Source organism: Vreelandella lutescens, from assembly GCF_014640815.1.
Lineage (GTDB): Bacteria > Pseudomonadota > Gammaproteobacteria > Pseudomonadales > Halomonadaceae > Vreelandella > Vreelandella lutescens.
The window spans coordinates 277920-293245 of the sequence record NZ_BMHM01000003.1; the positions used below are offsets into that span (position 1 = coordinate 277920).

Here is a 15326-nt window from a genome sequence, read left to right on the forward strand (position 1 = left end):
CCGCTTGAGCGTGCTCTTCCGGGGTAGGAGGAGCGTTAGAGGGACGCCTGGGTAAGGCGTCAATCGAGGGCTGCTTGTGACAGTAAAGACAGTCTACGCAAAGTGCCGCGAAAGGTTATTGCGAAAATGTGGCTTTATCGGAAATAAGTGGCAGAATATATCAATAAATAATTTTATATTGGTAGGAGCTGCTGAGATGGCGACAACACCCTTAACGCTGGATCGTTTTGACCGCCGTATCCTGGACGTACTGCAGCAAGAAGGGCGTATCAGCAATCAGGAGCTCGCCGAGCGCATCGGGCTATCGCCATCGCCGTGTTTAAGGCGAGTGAGGGCGCTAGAGGAGCATGGCTTGATTACCCAGTATCGGGCGGTGGTCGATGCGCGGCCGCTGGGCTACCAGCTGATGGCGCTGCTGCATATCTCGATGGACCAGCACACCCCCGAACGCTTTGATAACTTTGAGCGTCACATTCGCACTATTCCCAACGTGGTGGAGTGCTTGATCATTACCGGGCAAGCCGCCGATTTTCAGCTCAAAATTCTGGTGAAAGACATGGATGATTACCAGCACCTGCTGCTGCATGTGATCAACCGCATCGAAGGGGTCACTGGAGCCCATACGAGCTTCGTATTGCGCCGCGTGTTTGAGCACCGCCCTGTGCCTACCTAATGCTGACTGGCGAACGAAGCATAGGCAGTGACTTGGTGGCGGTTTACACTGGCTTTTTATATCTAACTAGGAGATTGATCTATGAGTATTCAGCGTCATGATACAAAAGCCCGCATGAGTCGCGCTGTGATTCATCAGGGCGTTGCCTATCTGTGTGGTCAGGTGGCGGGCCCTGAGGCGCGCCACGGCGATATCAAAGCGCAAACTGAGAGCATGCTGGCACGGGTAGATGCGCTGCTAAAAGAGATCGGTTCCAGCCGTGAACAACTATTAAGCGCCACCATCTACTTGAAAGATGGCAGCGATTTCGCGGCGATGAACGAGGTATGGGATGCCTGGGTGCCGGAAGGCTACGCACCGGCACGCACCTGTGTATGTGCGCCGATGCCGGCTGACGAGTTAAAAGTAGAAATTACGGTTACCACCGCGGTGGATGCGTAATCGCAACCGTGCTTATTTAGCGGGTTTTTCCGCTGGAAAGCGGGTATCGCGTAGGCTGTCTTTGATTTTCTTCAGGTGCGGCAGAAAGTCTTCGCCGCGCCTAAGCGTTACGCCGGTAGCGAGCGCATCAATCAAAGTGAGCTGAATCACTCGGGACGTCATCGGCATGTAGTGGTCGGTGTCTTCTGGTGTGGCGACTTCCAGCGTGGCGGTACACTCTCGCGAAAGCGGAGAGTGAGGGGCAGTAATGCCCAGTACCACCGCCCCTGCTTCCCTGGCTACTTTGGCAATATCGACCAGTTCCCGGGTGCGGCCTGTGTAGGAAATAATCACCACCACATCGCCGGTGTGGCAGGCGGCGGCCACCATGCGCTGCATCAGCACGTCCACATACGCCATGACCGGCAGGTTAAAGCGGAAAAACTTATGCTGCGCATCTTGCGCTACAGCGCCTGACGCGCCTAGCCCGAAAAAGTGAATCTGCTTGGCTTGCGTCAGGTAATCAACCATTCGCTCAACGGCGGCCATGTCTACTTCTCGCTGCGCTTCATCCAGCGCGGCAATGGTCGCCCCAAAGATTTTATGGGTGTACTGGGTGGCGGTATCGCCTGGCTCAACGGCCCGGGTGACATAGGGCGTGCCGCCTGCCAGGCTTTGGGCCAGTTTGATTTTGAAGTCAGGGTAGCCTTTCGCGCCGAAGTTACGGCAGAACCGATTAACGGTAGGTTCGCTGACGCTCGCGGCTTGGGCTAGGCTTGCGATGCTCAGGCTGGTGGCCGCTGCGGGGTCTTCCAAGATGACGTTTGCGACTTTACGCTCAGAGCGATTCAACTCTTCCAAGCGTTCCCGTAAGCGGTCTAGCAGGTCATGCGCCATTAACTGACTCCGTGGCAAGCGTTAGGTGTGTGAGGTGTCCAGTCCGTGCACCAGCGATAAAACTCGTCGGCAGGCAGCGGACGAGCATAGTAATACCCTTGTGCGGCTTCGCAACCAATTGAACGTAAGTAGTCGGCCTGTGCGGCGGTTTCAATCCCTTCTGCCACCACATCGCAGCCCACCGCATGGGCTAATTGGGTAATGGTGAGCGCTAAGTGGCGGTCCACCGCGTCTTTTTCCAGATCCATCACAAAGGCGCGGTCAATTTTGAGCGTCGAAAAAGGCAGTGTTTTAACGTAGGCCAGTGACGAGTGCCCGGTGCCAAAGTCATCAATGGCCACGGCAATGTTCACCTCGGCCAGTTGCGCCAACTGAATACGCGCATTGTGCATATCGCTCAGCAGCCCCGACTCAGTGACTTCCAGTGCAAAAAAACGCTCTGGAATGCCATGTTTTGCCAGGCGTGCTAATAAATTTTCTGCAAAGTCCTTTCGCGCTAGCTGACGTGCGGCGACGTTCACCGCGATATGGAAATCATCGTCCAGTAGCCCCTGTTTTCGCCAGGAGGCAATATAGCGCATGGCTTCTTCTAATACCCACTCACCAATCGAGAGGATATCACCACTGGCCTCTGCCAGAGGAATGAAATCACCTGGTGAGACGTGGCCGAGCTCTGGGTGGTGCCAGCGCAATAGCGCTTCCGCGCCAATCACTCGCTGGGTGGCGAGCGACAGCTTGGGTTGAAATGCCAACGACATTTCCCCGCGTTGGGTTGCGCCGCGCACCGCCTGCTGAAGGTGCAGCCGATGGCGCTGTTGGTTTTCCAGAGTTTCATTATAGCTTTGCAGCCGCAGCGAGCCGCTTTGTGGAAGCGCCAACGCGGCCATGTGTACCAGCCGTTCGGTATTAAAATTCCCCTGAGACCAACTAATACCAATCCGCGCGTTCAGCGGAAGCAAAAGATCGCCCAGCGCTTGGTCGTGCTCAAAACAGCTGAGCAGGCGTGCCGCTAACTGGCGCAGCTCGCTAAGCTCCGCTGTTTGGGTGATCACCAGAAGCTCACTGCCCCCCCAAAGTCCGAGGGTGCTGCCCGCCTCCAACTGGGCGTTGAGCCGGTGGCTGATGTGCACCATCAGTTGGTCGGCAATACCGTAGCCGTGCAAGCGCACGACATCGTCTAGGTGGTCCAGCGCAATAAACAAAAGCCCCGTTGGGCGGCCCTGCTGAGCCGCCTCTGCGAGATGCTGGGTCAGCGCTCGGCGATTGGGAAGCTGCGTAATGGGGTCGGTCCGCGACTGATGGTCTAACTCTTCGGTACGCTTGGCGACCATTTGCTCCAGGGTTTCGGCTTGCTTGTCGCGCACCTGATAGCGATGCTCAACACTGAGGGTATTGCGAATGCGTTGCAGCACTTCATCGTGTTTAAAAGGCTTGGTCAAAAAATCCCGCACGCCCAGGCTCAGAGCCTGGTGGCGGGTTTCGTCATCGATTTGTGCCGTGAGTACGATAATCGGTGGGGTTTGTTCGGCAAATGCGCCCTGCAGCTGCTCTATCACGCCGTAGCCGTCTAAGTAGGGCATACGGATATCGAGCAAAATCAAGTCTGGTAAAGCTTGCTGGCAGTGGGGCAGCACCTGACGGGGGTCGCTGAGCCCATGCACATTGTCAAAACCATGATCGTCTAGAAGATCAAGCAGTAGCTCGACGTTGATGCTGTTGTCATCCACAACGAGCAGGTGTTTGGTCATAAACGTCATGGTGCCTTCCTTGGTGTGTCTGGTGCGGGTACTGCCGAGATATAGCGGTTCAGCGTCGCAAAAAGCTGGTCGATATCAATCGGCTTGGTCAGGTAATCGGCAAATCCGGCGGCTAAACCATGGGTTTTATCGCGCTCCATAGCATTCGCAGAGAGCGCAACCACCGGGATTTTCTGTAAGTACTCATCCTGCTGAATCACATGCAGCGCTTGGTAGCCATTCATGCCGGGCAGGTGGATATCCATAAGAACAAGATCAGGCGGTGAGTGACGCATGATCTCAAGCCCTAGTTCTGCACTGGTCACCGTTTGCAGCTGTAGCTCAGGGAAGCCCTCAATAATGTCTTCCATCAGGCGCTGATTGGTAGGGTTATCTTCAATGTAGAGCAGGCGGTAATCGTGTTTGTCAGACGTGGCCATCGTAGGCGCATGCGCGGCTTTGGTGTCATTCGGGGCGCTAACGTCGGTGAGTGGTAGCGTGAACCAGAAGGTCGCACCGTGCCCGGGTGTGCTGGTAACACCAATGCTGCCTTGCATGCGCTCAATCAATTCACGGGTGATGGCTAGCCCAATCCCCGTGCCTTCAATGGTGCCATGCTCCGCATCCAAACGGTTAAAAGGCTCGAAAAGCTCATGCTGGCGCTCAGGGGCAATGCCATACCCAGAGTCGGTAACGCGGATACACAGCTCGCTGCCTTGCTGGTCGACAGCGATGTGGATAGAGCCTTGGGGGCGGTTATATTTGATGGCATTGGAAAGCAGGTTGAGCAGTACCTGCTTCGTGCGCGTGTAGTCTGCGGCCACTCGCCAGGGGGTTAATAAAGGCTGGCGCTTGAGTGTTAGCCCGGCAGCGCAAATATTGGCTTCTAAGGTGCTGCAGGCATCCTCAATCACGCCTTCAATCGCGATGGGTTCGATGGACAGCGTCATATGCCCAGACTCAATTTTTGCTAAATCGAGCACTTCGTTAATCAGGCTCAACAGGTGCTGGCCGCTTTTCTCAATCTGGCTCACCTGACGCTGCTGCTTCTCGCTGAGTGGGTCGCGTCGCCCTTTGCCCAGCAGCTGCGCAAACCCAATAATGGCATTGAGCGGCGTGCGCAGTTCATGGCTCATCGAGGAGAGGAACTCGCTCTTCGCCTTATTGGCTTTTTCGGCTTGGTCTCGAGCGGTGGCGAGATCTTGGGTCACCTGTTCACGCTCGGCCATTTGTCGATACAGATTGATCAGCAGTGCACAGGTATCGGTAAACGGCTGCAGCCAGTCCAGCAGTGCCTGACTGATGGGCTGCTTGCTGTTGGCAATGGCGAACATGCCAATTAATTTGTCACCGCTGAAAATAGGGGCACCCAGGTAGTTATCGATAGGAGGGTGGCCTGGCGGGAATCCGCCGCGCTTGGCATGGTGATACACGTCGTCGGTGATCATCACATCACCGTAAGCGAACACGCGGCCAAGCAGCGAGTCGGGGTTGGTCAGCGTCATATCACCGCTGCGCAGCATTTCCATTAAATGGCGCGACTCTTCGTTCCAGGATAGATCCGTAATGGCGTGAATTTTCAGTGCGTTAGTTGTCTCTGTTGGCAACACTTCGCCAATGAGAGCGTAGTCACTGTCGGTCAGCTCGCGCAACGCTTCCATTAAAAATGTCCACAGCTGTTCACCGGACATGAGCGCTTGGTAATCGGTGATTCCTTGATGCAGCACCTTAAGCAGGCTCTGCTCTTTGTGCATACGGTGGTTAGCGTTGTAGACATCACTTAGGTTCGTCAGTATGCCCAGAAACTCAACCACCTCCTCTTGTTCATTGTGTATGGCGTTCACGGCCAGATGGACGGGGATTAAACGGCCGTCTTTATGTAAAGCATCGACTTCACGCCCACGACCAATCACCTTGGGGGCGTTGCCCGCCAAGAAACGCTCGATAAAGTGGTCGTGTTCCACGCGAATCGGAGGCGGCGTTAGCATCGCAACGTTGTTGCCGACGACTTCCTGCTTTGTATAGCCGAGCATTGTTAAGGCAAAAGCATTAATGCTGAGAACATTGCCTGCGCAGTCAATGCGTACGATTCCGGTGGCACTTTCATTAAACAGCGCTTCATAGCGGCGGGTGGTTTGTGAAAGGGCGTAGCGCATTTGGTGTTGGCGCAACAGCTCGTCCACTTGGCCCGCTAGGCTTTCCAGGATCTTCATGTCCCGCGCTGAGAAATCACGAGGCTGGTCACTAATCAAACACAGCGTGCCGACGGCCAGTTCGTCAGTGGGTCTTAGTGGATACCCCGCGTAAAAGCGAATATGGGGCATGCCTTTTACTAACGGGTTGTCGGCAAAGCGTGGGTCACTGCCGGTATTTTCAATCACTAGCGGCGTGTTTGAGGCCACGGCATGGGCACAAAAAGACACTTCCCGATTGGTTTCACAAGCGTCTAATCCGGTATGAGACTTAAACCACTGGCGCTCTTTATCCACCAGCGACACCAGCGCGGTGGGCACATCAAACAGGTCACAGGCGAGCTGTGTCAGCCGCTCAAAAGCGTCATCGATAGGCGTGTCGAGAATTCGTAATGCATGCAAGGCCGTCAGGCGCTGTGATTCATTATCCGGTAGATCGGCGGCTTGCATGGCGTTTCCTAAACGTGAGGGTCTTATAAAAAAAGCGTATTAAATAAATATCGGACATTAACTCGCTAGCTTTAGCCAAGGCGAAGTAATTTGAGCAGCCAGCGGTGATAAGGCGGCCTTAACCAGCGGCTGCTGGGATGCTTGGATTGGCAGAGCACGCCGCGCATATGGCTGAAGCGCTCAAACCCATGTCGACCATGATAAGCGCCGCTTCCGCTGTCACCGACTCCGCCAAAGGGCAGCGAAGGAACGGCGTGGTGCAGTAGGGTATCGTTGAAGACCAGCGCCCCGGAACGCGTGCAGTGGCGTAGTGTCTCCTGCAACGTTTTCTGGCGAGTGAAGGCATACAGCGCCAGTGGGTGAGGGCGAGCATTGATAAACCGAATGGCGTCATCGATATGCTTGACACTAATAACCGGTAGCGCACGGCCAAAAATCTCTTCTTGCATCAGGGCTAAGCCTTGGTGGGGGTCAATGACTAGGGCAGGTGCATGGCTGCCGTGCTCTAGCACTCGGCAACCATGGTCTCGCGCTTCGCTCAGCATGTGTTCAATACGCTGGCGATGAGCATCGTTGACGTAGCCGGTAGACTCTTTGGCATCGGGCCGCTGGCGACGAATGGCACGCTCCAATGCGTGGATCAGTGCGTCCAAGCGACGGCTCTCTACCAGCACGTAATCCGGCGCGATACAGGTTTGTCCGGCGTTAAATCCTTTGCCAAAAATGATTGCCTCGGCCGTGCTATCGAGATCCGCATCGCCTGCCACTAGCGCGGGTGATTTACCCCCCAGCTCCAAGGTGACGGGGGTGAGGTTAGTGGCGGCGGCCGCGGCGACCTGCCGTCCCACGTGGGTTGAACCCGTAAACACTAGATGATCAAACGGCAGGGCACAGAACGCTTTGGCAACCTCGGCCCCTCCTTGAATGACACTAAACTCTTCGTCGGTAAAGTGTTGCGGCACTAGCTTTGCCAGTAAAGCGCTGGTGTGAGGGGTCTGCTCGCTGGGCTTGACCATTACCGTGTTCCCGGCCGCGAGCGCATCCACCACGGGCAATAAACTAAGGCACCAGGGATAGTTCCACGGCGACATAATGCCCACCACGCCTAGCGGCTGGGGGGCAAGCTGAGCGTGGGCTGGCCATAGCCGCCAGGGAACGCTTGCACGGCGGGGGCGCATCCAGTGCCAAAGGTGGCGGCGCGCATAGCGAATGGCATGCAATACCGCCGTAATTTCAGCGAGGCGAATTTCGGTCTCGCTACGCTGCCCAAAATCTAGCTGGATAGCGCGCACAATGTCATGCTGGTGACGTTTGGTCATGCTGGCGAGCCGGGCCAAACGTTCACGCCGCACGGCTAACGTCGGGAAAGGTGCTTGGCCTGCTGTTTGGCGCTGCGCCTTTAAAATATCCGTTAAGTCGCGATTCATGACCTCTCCTTGGATTCACCTAGCGTTGACAATACGTGCTTTGGGATTGCTTCGGTACGTTGCCTGCCCAGCATCAACAATTGTTTACAAATGAAGGCGTTTCATACGCATACGCAGCCGGAGTGATACAGTAAGCCATCCGCCATTTGTGCCAGGGAGATGTTATGCATTCGCGTCCGCTGTCCTACACCATTCTACCTGCCATTGAGGCTGTTGCGGCAAGTCAGTGGGATGCACTCGTCCCTGAAAATCAGCCCTTTCTACGCCACGGATTTTTGCAAGCGCTTGAAATCAGCGGCTCTGTCAGTGCGGCTACAGGATGGGAGCCTTGCCATTTATGCGTGTGGCAAGGGGCGCAATTGGTGGGCGCGCTGCCTATGTACCGTAAGTATCACTCCTACGGTGAATACGTGTTTGACTGGGGCTGGGCCGAGGCGCTGGAGCGTGCGGGGGGCGATTACTACCCAAAAGCGCTGAGTGCGATTCCTTTCACCCCCGTGCCTGGCCCCCGTACGCTAGTCGCTCCCGAGGCAGATGCAGAGGCTATTCGGGCGCAGCTGGCCAGCGCTTGGCAGCAGCAGTGCGAGGAGAGGGGGCTTTCCAGTTGGCATCTGCTATTTGCTGATGAGGTAGAGGTGGAGGCGTGGCAGCGCCACTGCCCCGAGCTGATTGCCCGCGAAGGCGTACAGTTTCAGTGGCGCGACCGAGGCTTTGGCGACTTTGACGGCTTTTTAGCGAGCATGACATCCAAGCGGCGCAAAATGATGAAGCGGGAGAGGCGCTTAGTCGCCGATCAGGGCATAACGCTGCATCGTTTGGAGGGGAGTGACATTAGTGATGTGGATATGGCCCACTTCTATCGTTGCTATACCATTACTTACCATGAGCGTGGTCGTCCGCCTTACCTGAATCACGCTTTTTTTGAGCGTCTACGCCATGTCATGCCGGAGTCACTCATGTTGGTGCAGGCCCGCTTGGATAGCCGTCCTGTCGCGGCGGCCCTCTATTTCCAGGGCGATAGCACCCTTTATGGCCGGTATTGGGGAAGCGAGGTCATGGCTGACTGCCTGCATTTTGAAGCCTGCTACTACCAAGGCATCGAGTACTGTTTAGCCAAAGGCCTCACGCTATTTGATCCCGGTACTCAAGGCGAGCATAAGCTAGTAAGAGGTTTTGCCCCGCAGCGGATTCGCTCGTTACACTATCTGGCCCATCCTGGGCTGGCCGCAGGCGTGGCCCAGTTTTGCCAACAAGAGAGCGTTCATATCATGGCCTATCGCCGTGCCGCTGAGGATGCTTTACCGTTTAAATAATTCCCACGGCGCGGCGGCTCGCTGGACTCTGTCCTTAATGGCATAATGCGCGCCGTTCTCGCTTTCACAAAGGATCTCTGTGATGCACAAATGGCTTGTGGGGCTGCTGCTTGCCGTGCTTGGCCTGCTGCAGTACCAGCTTTGGCTGGGTAACGGCGGCTGGAGAGACCTCCAGCAGGTGGAACAGCGGGTAGCTGTGCAGGAGGCTGACAACGGCCCATTACGCGAACGCAATGCCAGGCTTGCCGCAGAAGTCACCGATCTTAAAACCGGGCTTGATGCCATTGAAGAGCGCGCCCGAAGCGATATGGGCATGGTGCGAACGGATGAACAGTTTTTTTGGGTGCCTGGCGTCGCGATCGAAAACGAGCTGATCGGTATTCATGCCGGGATGGTGTCTCAGCCCGGCGCTCTCCCCAATAATAGTCGTCAAGGCAGCGTCGAATGAATCCACGCGTTTGGTTGGTGGTTCCAGCGGCGGGTCAGGGGAAACGGATGGGGGCAGATAAGCCCAAACAGTACCTGAACCTGCATGGCCAGCCTATCCTAGCCCACACGTTGGCACGGCTGCATGAGGCATTTCCGGATGCGCGTCTTGTGCTCTGCCTAGACAGCGACGACCGCTGGTTTGACCCCTCTTGGGTACCTTTTCCACACTGGCAACGAGTGCCGGGTGGCGCTGAGCGGATGCATAGCGTCATGAATGCCCTGCAGGCCATGTCCGCCGACGATACCGATCTGGTGATGGTGCATGACGTTGCGCGCCCCTGTATCACCCGCGAAGATCTACATGCCCTTTATCAAGCAGCACAGGCCCATTCCGGGGGGGCGCTATTAGCCATGCCGGTGGCGGATACCATGAAGCGTGACCACGATGACCTGTTGAGCCATACCACCGAGCCGAGAGACGGGCTATGGCATGCGCTAACGCCACAGGGGTTTCGCTACGCCCTATTGCTCCATGCGCTTGAACAGGCTCAGCAAAACGGCTCCGTGGTGACCGACGAAGCCTCCGCAATTGAAGCGCTGGGCGAAGCGCCACGTTTAGTCACAGGGCGTCGCGATAATTTAAAAGTCACCCACCCTGACGACTTAGCCCTGGCGGCTGCCATTTTGGCGGCCCAAGCGGCAACTGCTAGTAACAGGAGTTTCTAATGCGAATTGGCCACGGTTTTGATGTACATCGCTTTGGGCCGGGTGACCATTTAATGATCGGCGGCGTTAAGCTGCCGTTTGAACACGGCTTTGTGGCGCACTCTGATGGCGATGTGCTGCTCCACGCCATTAGCGATGCGCTGCTGGGTGCCTGTGCGTTGGGAGATATCGGACGCCACTTTCCCGATACCGACCCCGCTTGGAAAGGGGCCGATAGCCGCGGCCTGCTGCGCCATGTAGTGGCTCTGGTGCGCGGTGAAGGCTTTGATGTGGTGAATCTGGACGCAACGTTAATGGCGCAAGCACCCAAAATGGCCCCCCATATTGATGCCATGCGCGCGGTAATTGCAGAGGATGTCGGCGTGAGTTTGGGGCAGGTAAACGTGAAAGCCACCACCACCGAACGCCTTGGTTTCACCGGACGCGGTGAAGGTATTGCCGCTGAAGCGGTTGTACTCTTGGCTGCACATGGGGCGCAGGATGCTTAATCTTCCTGCATGGCAGCGTAGCTTAACGCCTACTTTTGGCGTGCCAGAGCCGGGCCAGTACCGCGCTCAGCCGGAAGACTTTATTGTCGATGAGCAGCTCGATTTTACCCCCGAAGCCCACGGCGAGCATCTGTGGTTACGGCTTGAAAAACGTAATCAAACCACGTTAGACGTGGTGAGGCAGCTCAGCCGCCTGTGTGGTGTTACGCCACGTGATATCGGCTACTCCGGCATGAAAGACCGGGTGGCAGTGACGCGCCAATGGCTAAGTGTCCATTTGCCCGGGCGCGACGCCCCAACGGATTTATCCGCCTCTTTGGCGGCGCTGGGGGTTAACGTACTTGATCAAGCACGCCACCCGCGTAAGCTGAAGCGGGGTGTGCATCGCACCAATCACTTTACGCTGCGTTTGAGCGGAGAAGCGGTGCAGTCCAGCGACTTCATGCCGCGCTGGGAGGCCCTTTGTGCCCAAGGCGTGCCTAACTACTTTGGTCACCAGCGCTTTGGTGCCGGGGCGCGTAACTTACAGCGTGCTGAAGTGGTGCTGGCGAAAGGCTGGCGCAAACGAGACGACCGCCAAGGCATGATGCTCTCCACCGCACGCAGCTTCCTCTTTAATGAGCTACTCAGCGCACGGTTGCAAGACGGTAATTGGTGCCAGCCGGTGCCTGGAGATACGTTGATGCTCGACGGCACCCAGAGTGTCTTTGGCATAGCGTCGGTAGAAGAGAGCATGGTAGAGCGTGCCGCCGTGTTGGATGTTCACCCAACCGGTATGCTGTGGGGCGTTGGTGACAGGGCGAGTGGGCAGGCGGGCGCGTATGAGGCACAGCTTGCCGCGCAGCACCCCGCCTTGTGTGAGGGGCTTGAGAAAAGCGGGGTTAAACGTGGTCAGCGTGCACTGCGAGCCCGGCTCATAGAGCCACAGGCCACTGTTGAAAAAGACGCTGTGCTGCTCTCGTTTGCACTGCCCCGTGGCAGTTTTGCCACAGCGGTGATTGGCGAGTTAATTCATCATCCCGATACGGCGTAACGCTGAGGTGAGGAGATTCTGATGCGGCGACTGCTGCTTTCTAACGACGATGGCGTTCACGCCCCCGGTCTTCGGGCGCTTTACGAAGCGTTAACTCCCCATGCCAACCTGCGCGTGGTTGCCCCAGACCGCGACCGAAGTGGCGCTAGCAATTCGCTCACGTTGTCGCGCCCGCTCACTCTAACGGCGCTAGAGAACGGCTTTCATAGCGTCGATGGCACCCCAGCCGACTGCGTCTATTTAGGGGTTAACGGTATTTGGGATGAGCGGCCGGATTTGGTCATTTCAGGCATTAACCACGGCAGTAATCTCGGCGATGACGTGCTCTACTCCGGTACGGTGGCCGCCGCGATGGAAGGGCGTAACCTAGGTATGACGGCCATTGCGATGTCGCTATGCGGTACCCAGCATTTTGCAACGGCTGCCACGTTTGCTGCGAGCCTTATTGGGGCCGCTGAACAGCTCTCGCTGCCGCCGCGCACGCTGTTGAATGTGAACGTGCCAGATCTCCCTTGGGATAAAATAAAGGGCGTGAAAGTCACCCGTTTGGGGTATCGCGGCCCAGCCGAAAAGCCCGTGCCCATTCAAGACCCTCGCGGACGCACCCGCTATTGGATTGCTCCGGTGGCGGCCAATGCCGATGATGGCGAAGACACCGATTTTGCGGCCATTGAGGCAGGTTATGTGTCGATTACGCCGCTGCAGACCGATTTGACACGCCACCCCGCGCGCCGCGATGTGCAGGACTGGTTGGATGCCTTTGCCTGAGTTATCTCCCGGTGAGCTGCGTGGTCGTGGTATGACCTCCCAGCGCACCCGTGACCGCATGATTGAACGCCTGCTTGCGCAGGGCGTTCAAAACCAGCGTGTACTGGACGTAATGGCCAGTGAGCCGCGTCACCTGTTTGTCGATGAGGCGCTCGCCCACCGGGCCTATGAAGACACTGCGCTGCCTATTGGTTTTGGCCAAACGCTTTCCCAGCCGCTAACGGTAGCGCGCATGACAGAACTGGTGCTGCGGGCATCGCCTCAGCGTGTGTTGGAAGTCGGTACGGGATCGGGTTATCAAACGCTGATTTTGTCGCGATTGGTAGAAACACTTTACTCCGTCGAGCGAATCTATACGCTGCACGAGCGAGCCGCTGAGCGATTATGGCGGTTAGAGGCACCCGCGACCTTAGCCGTGGCAGATGGCGGCGAAGGCTGGCCAGAAGCTGCACCTTTTGACGTGATTCTGCTCACGGCCTGCGCCCAAACACTGCCTGAGGCGCTGTTGGAGCAGTTAAGCCATGATGGCGTCATGATTGCGCCGTTGGAAGAGCCTGATGGCAGCCAATGGCTGACCCAAATTAAGCGTATTGGCTCCGCCTTTGAAAAGCGGCGTCTTGAGCCCGTGCGCTTTGTACCTCTATTGCAAGGAGTGGTGGATTGAAGCGTCGACCCATAGGACTGTTCTTAAAAGGCGCCGGGATGGGCGCTGCCGATGCAGTTCCTGGCGTATCGGGAGGCACGATCGCCTTTATTACTGGTATTTATGAAGAGCTGATTAATACCATAAAGCAATTTGGCCCCAGCGCGTTCGGTGCTTGGCAACGTGGTGGCTGGAAAGGATTAGCGCTGCACCTGAATTTAGCGTTTTTAGTCCCGCTACTGCTGGGTGTTGCCGTCAGCCTCATCAGTGTTGCCCATCTAGCCTTATGGTTAATGGAGGCCTATCCGCTGCTGTTAGAAGGCTTTTTCTTCGGACTTGTCGCAGCCTCTGCATTAGTGGTGGGGCAAGCGGGGCAGCGATGGAAAATTTGGTACTTGCTACCGTTGGCCATTGGCTTGATGCTGGCCAAACTGCTGCCCGGCATGATGCCGCTGGTGCTGATGGTGGGTAACGAAGCGTTAGTGGTGGTGATTGCGGGGGCGATTGCGATCAGTGCCATGTTACTACCCGGCGTTTCCGGTAGCTTCCTATTGCTCACCATGGGTCTCTACGGCACCATCATGGGGGCTATTCGCAGCTTTGATATCGGTATTATCATTTTATTTGGAATGGGCTGTATCGTTGGGCTTGCACTCTCATCACGCCTATTGTCTTGGTTGCTGCGGCGCTATTACGGCGCGACGCTACAGCTGTTATTGGGGTTTATTGTCGGCTCGCTACCGGTTCTCTGGCCCTGGCGCGAGCTGTTACGCTACCAGTTAGGCCCTGATGGGCAGATGATTCCGCTGGCTTATCGCTATTTGTTGCCCAGCGACTACGCCGTGTTGACAGGGTCGTCGGCACAGGTCACTGGTGTAATAACGTTGATGGCAGTGGGCGCGCTGATGGTCGTACTATTGAACCGCCGCGCGACCGCCCATGCCCAGCATCACTCAACAGACAGTCGTTCCATTGATCGTTAGCACGGCGTTGAACAGGAGTAGGGTTTGCATGCGTAAGGTTTTTATGATGACGGTGCTCGCACTGGCAGTGAGTGGTTGTGCTAATCAGCAATCAAATACTCCCCAAGTGCGCGATTTAAGCGATGCTCGCCGTGCGGTTGAAAATTCGCCGCAATACACCGTGAAGGCAGGTGATACGCTTTACGGCATCGCCTGGCAGCACAATTTGGATTACCGCCAGTTAGCCGCTATCAACAATATCGCCGCGCCCTATCAGATTCATCCTGGCCAAACGATTGCGCTACGGGAAGGTGCAGGCAGTGCTTCTGCTCAGCCCAGTGCAGCACCGGCCGCTACCAGTGGCGTCGTGGCAACGGGCCTACAGCCCCCAGCAACGGCGGTGGCCAGCAACGACCAGGAGCTGGATTGGCTGCTGCCGGATGAGAGTGCCATTGAGCGCAATCAGCGGCTGACCGCCGAGCGTTCGGCGGTTGAAGCTTCGCAGCAAGTGGCGGCAGCGGCTAACGCCCCAGCGGAGTCTGCGAATACGCAGCCACCTGCCCAGACGGCGCAAGCGCCTGAGCCGACGCCTGAACCTACCCCAGAGCCGGCCCCTGAACCTGAACCGGTGGCTGCCGCGGAGCCAGAACCAGCGGCTCAACCGTCCCAGGCGGCCCGCCCAGATCGCTCGTCGCGCACCTTCACTCCCGTTGAAAACATTGATTGGCGCTGGCCAACCGATGGTCAAGTGACGGGTGAGTTTGGTCAGGGAGGCAGCATTACTGCCGGGATTGATATCGCCGGACAAAAGGGGCAACCTGTTCGTGCGGCTGGTCCTGGAATTGTGGTTTACGCCGGTAGCGGTGTGCGCGGTTACGGTAACTTAATACTACTGAAACATAACGATCAGTTTCTTAGTGCCTACGCACATAATGATAGTTTAAGCGTCAAAGAGAATGATGTCGTCGAGGCAGGTGAAGTCATTGCCACGATGGGCGATAGCGATGCAGATGCTGTCAAACTGCATTTTGAGGTGCGCCGCGATGGTCAGCCGCAAAATCCGTTGGACTATCTGCCATCTCGCTAGTCATCACCTAGCAATACCCGAATAGCTGAACTAGGGCGTCATATAACAATAAGGTGTATGCGCACAGGGAGTGCGACCACCC

At 56.6% G+C, this 15326-nt stretch carries 15 protein-coding genes; 11 read left to right on the forward strand and 4 right to left on the reverse strand.

Translation table 11 applies throughout. The features are described from left to right. The first annotated feature begins 196 nt into the window (after positions 1 to 196). Together IEW65_RS08890 and IEW65_RS08895 are read left to right on the forward strand one after the other, a co-directional pair. A complete protein-coding gene (locus tag IEW65_RS08890; protein WP_188639122.1) occupies positions 197 to 673 on the forward strand; it encodes an Lrp/AsnC family transcriptional regulator in 477 nt (158 codons plus the stop codon). 81 nt (positions 674 to 754) lie between these two features. After that, positions 755 to 1114: a RidA family protein gene (locus IEW65_RS08895; protein WP_188639123.1), complete on the forward strand. Its 360-nt coding sequence runs from the start codon at positions 755 to 757 to the stop codon at positions 1112 to 1114. 12 nt (positions 1115 to 1126) lie between these two features. Here the strand turns inward: IEW65_RS08895 and IEW65_RS08900 are convergent, their stop codons facing one another. From IEW65_RS08900 to IEW65_RS08915, 4 genes are all read right to left on the reverse strand, one after another. Then, positions 1127 to 1990, reverse strand: a complete 864-nt coding sequence (locus IEW65_RS08900; protein ID WP_188639124.1) for a MurR/RpiR family transcriptional regulator — start codon at positions 1988 to 1990, stop codon at positions 1127 to 1129. Next, positions 1990 to 3747 (reverse strand): EAL domain-containing response regulator, encoded by a 1758-nt coding sequence (locus tag IEW65_RS08905; RefSeq protein WP_188639125.1) that lies wholly within the window; start codon positions 3745 to 3747, stop codon positions 1990 to 1992. The genes IEW65_RS08900 and IEW65_RS08905 overlap by 1 nt, the downstream gene beginning before the upstream one ends. Then, positions 3744 to 6368 (reverse strand): ATP-binding protein, encoded by a 2625-nt coding sequence (locus IEW65_RS08910; RefSeq protein ID WP_188639126.1) that lies wholly within the window; start codon positions 6366 to 6368, stop codon positions 3744 to 3746. The genes IEW65_RS08905 and IEW65_RS08910 overlap by 4 nt, the downstream gene beginning before the upstream one ends. Positions 6369 to 6439: 71 nt before the next feature. Then, positions 6440 to 7795: an aldehyde dehydrogenase family protein gene (locus IEW65_RS08915; RefSeq protein ID WP_188639127.1), complete on the reverse strand. Its 1356-nt coding sequence runs from the start codon at positions 7793 to 7795 to the stop codon at positions 6440 to 6442. 164 nt (positions 7796 to 7959) lie between these two features. Here IEW65_RS08915 and IEW65_RS08920 point away from each other — a divergent pair, with 164 nt between their 5' ends. From IEW65_RS08920 to IEW65_RS08960, 9 genes are all read left to right on the forward strand, one after another. Next, positions 7960 to 9108, forward strand: coding sequence for a GNAT family N-acetyltransferase (locus IEW65_RS08920; protein WP_188639128.1), 1149 nt, complete (start codon positions 7960 to 7962; stop codon positions 9106 to 9108). Between the two features lie 82 nt (positions 9109 to 9190). Next, entirely contained in the window at positions 9191 to 9556 is a 366-nt protein-coding gene (gene ftsB / locus IEW65_RS08925) for a cell division protein FtsB (RefSeq protein ID WP_188639129.1), read from the forward strand. Then, positions 9553 to 10263, forward strand: coding sequence for a 2-C-methyl-D-erythritol 4-phosphate cytidylyltransferase (gene ispD / locus IEW65_RS08930; RefSeq protein WP_188639130.1), 711 nt, complete (start codon positions 9553 to 9555; stop codon positions 10261 to 10263). The genes ftsB and ispD overlap by 4 nt, the downstream gene beginning before the upstream one ends. Next, positions 10263 to 10751: a 2-C-methyl-D-erythritol 2,4-cyclodiphosphate synthase gene (gene ispF, locus IEW65_RS08935; RefSeq protein ID WP_188639131.1), complete on the forward strand. Its 489-nt coding sequence runs from the start codon at positions 10263 to 10265 to the stop codon at positions 10749 to 10751. The genes ispD and ispF overlap by 1 nt, the downstream gene beginning before the upstream one ends. Beyond that, positions 10744 to 11784, forward strand: coding sequence for a tRNA pseudouridine(13) synthase TruD (gene truD, locus IEW65_RS08940; RefSeq protein WP_188639132.1), 1041 nt, complete (start codon positions 10744 to 10746; stop codon positions 11782 to 11784). Before ispF ends, truD begins: the two co-directional genes overlap by 8 nt. Before the next feature lie 21 nt (positions 11785 to 11805). Further along, the gene (surE, locus tag IEW65_RS08945; RefSeq protein ID WP_188639133.1) at positions 11806 to 12552 is read left to right on the forward strand and encodes a 5'/3'-nucleotidase SurE; all 747 of its coding nucleotides are present in this window, start codon (positions 11806 to 11808) and stop codon (positions 12550 to 12552) included. Continuing rightward, a complete protein-coding gene (locus tag IEW65_RS08950; protein ID WP_188639134.1) occupies positions 12539 to 13216 on the forward strand; it encodes a protein-L-isoaspartate(D-aspartate) O-methyltransferase in 678 nt (225 codons plus the stop codon). Before surE ends, IEW65_RS08950 begins: the two co-directional genes overlap by 14 nt. Then, complete coding sequence (locus IEW65_RS08955; RefSeq protein ID WP_188639135.1) at positions 13213 to 14178, forward strand: DUF368 domain-containing protein; 966 nt, start codon at positions 13213 to 13215, stop codon at positions 14176 to 14178. The genes IEW65_RS08950 and IEW65_RS08955 overlap by 4 nt, the downstream gene beginning before the upstream one ends. Before the next feature lie 28 nt (positions 14179 to 14206). Then, positions 14207 to 15244 carry a peptidoglycan DD-metalloendopeptidase family protein gene (locus IEW65_RS08960; RefSeq protein ID WP_188639136.1) on the forward strand — a complete coding sequence of 346 codons (1038 nt, stop codon included), beginning with the start codon at positions 14207 to 14209 and terminating at the stop codon, positions 15242 to 15244. Positions 15245 to 15326 lie beyond the last annotated feature (82 nt).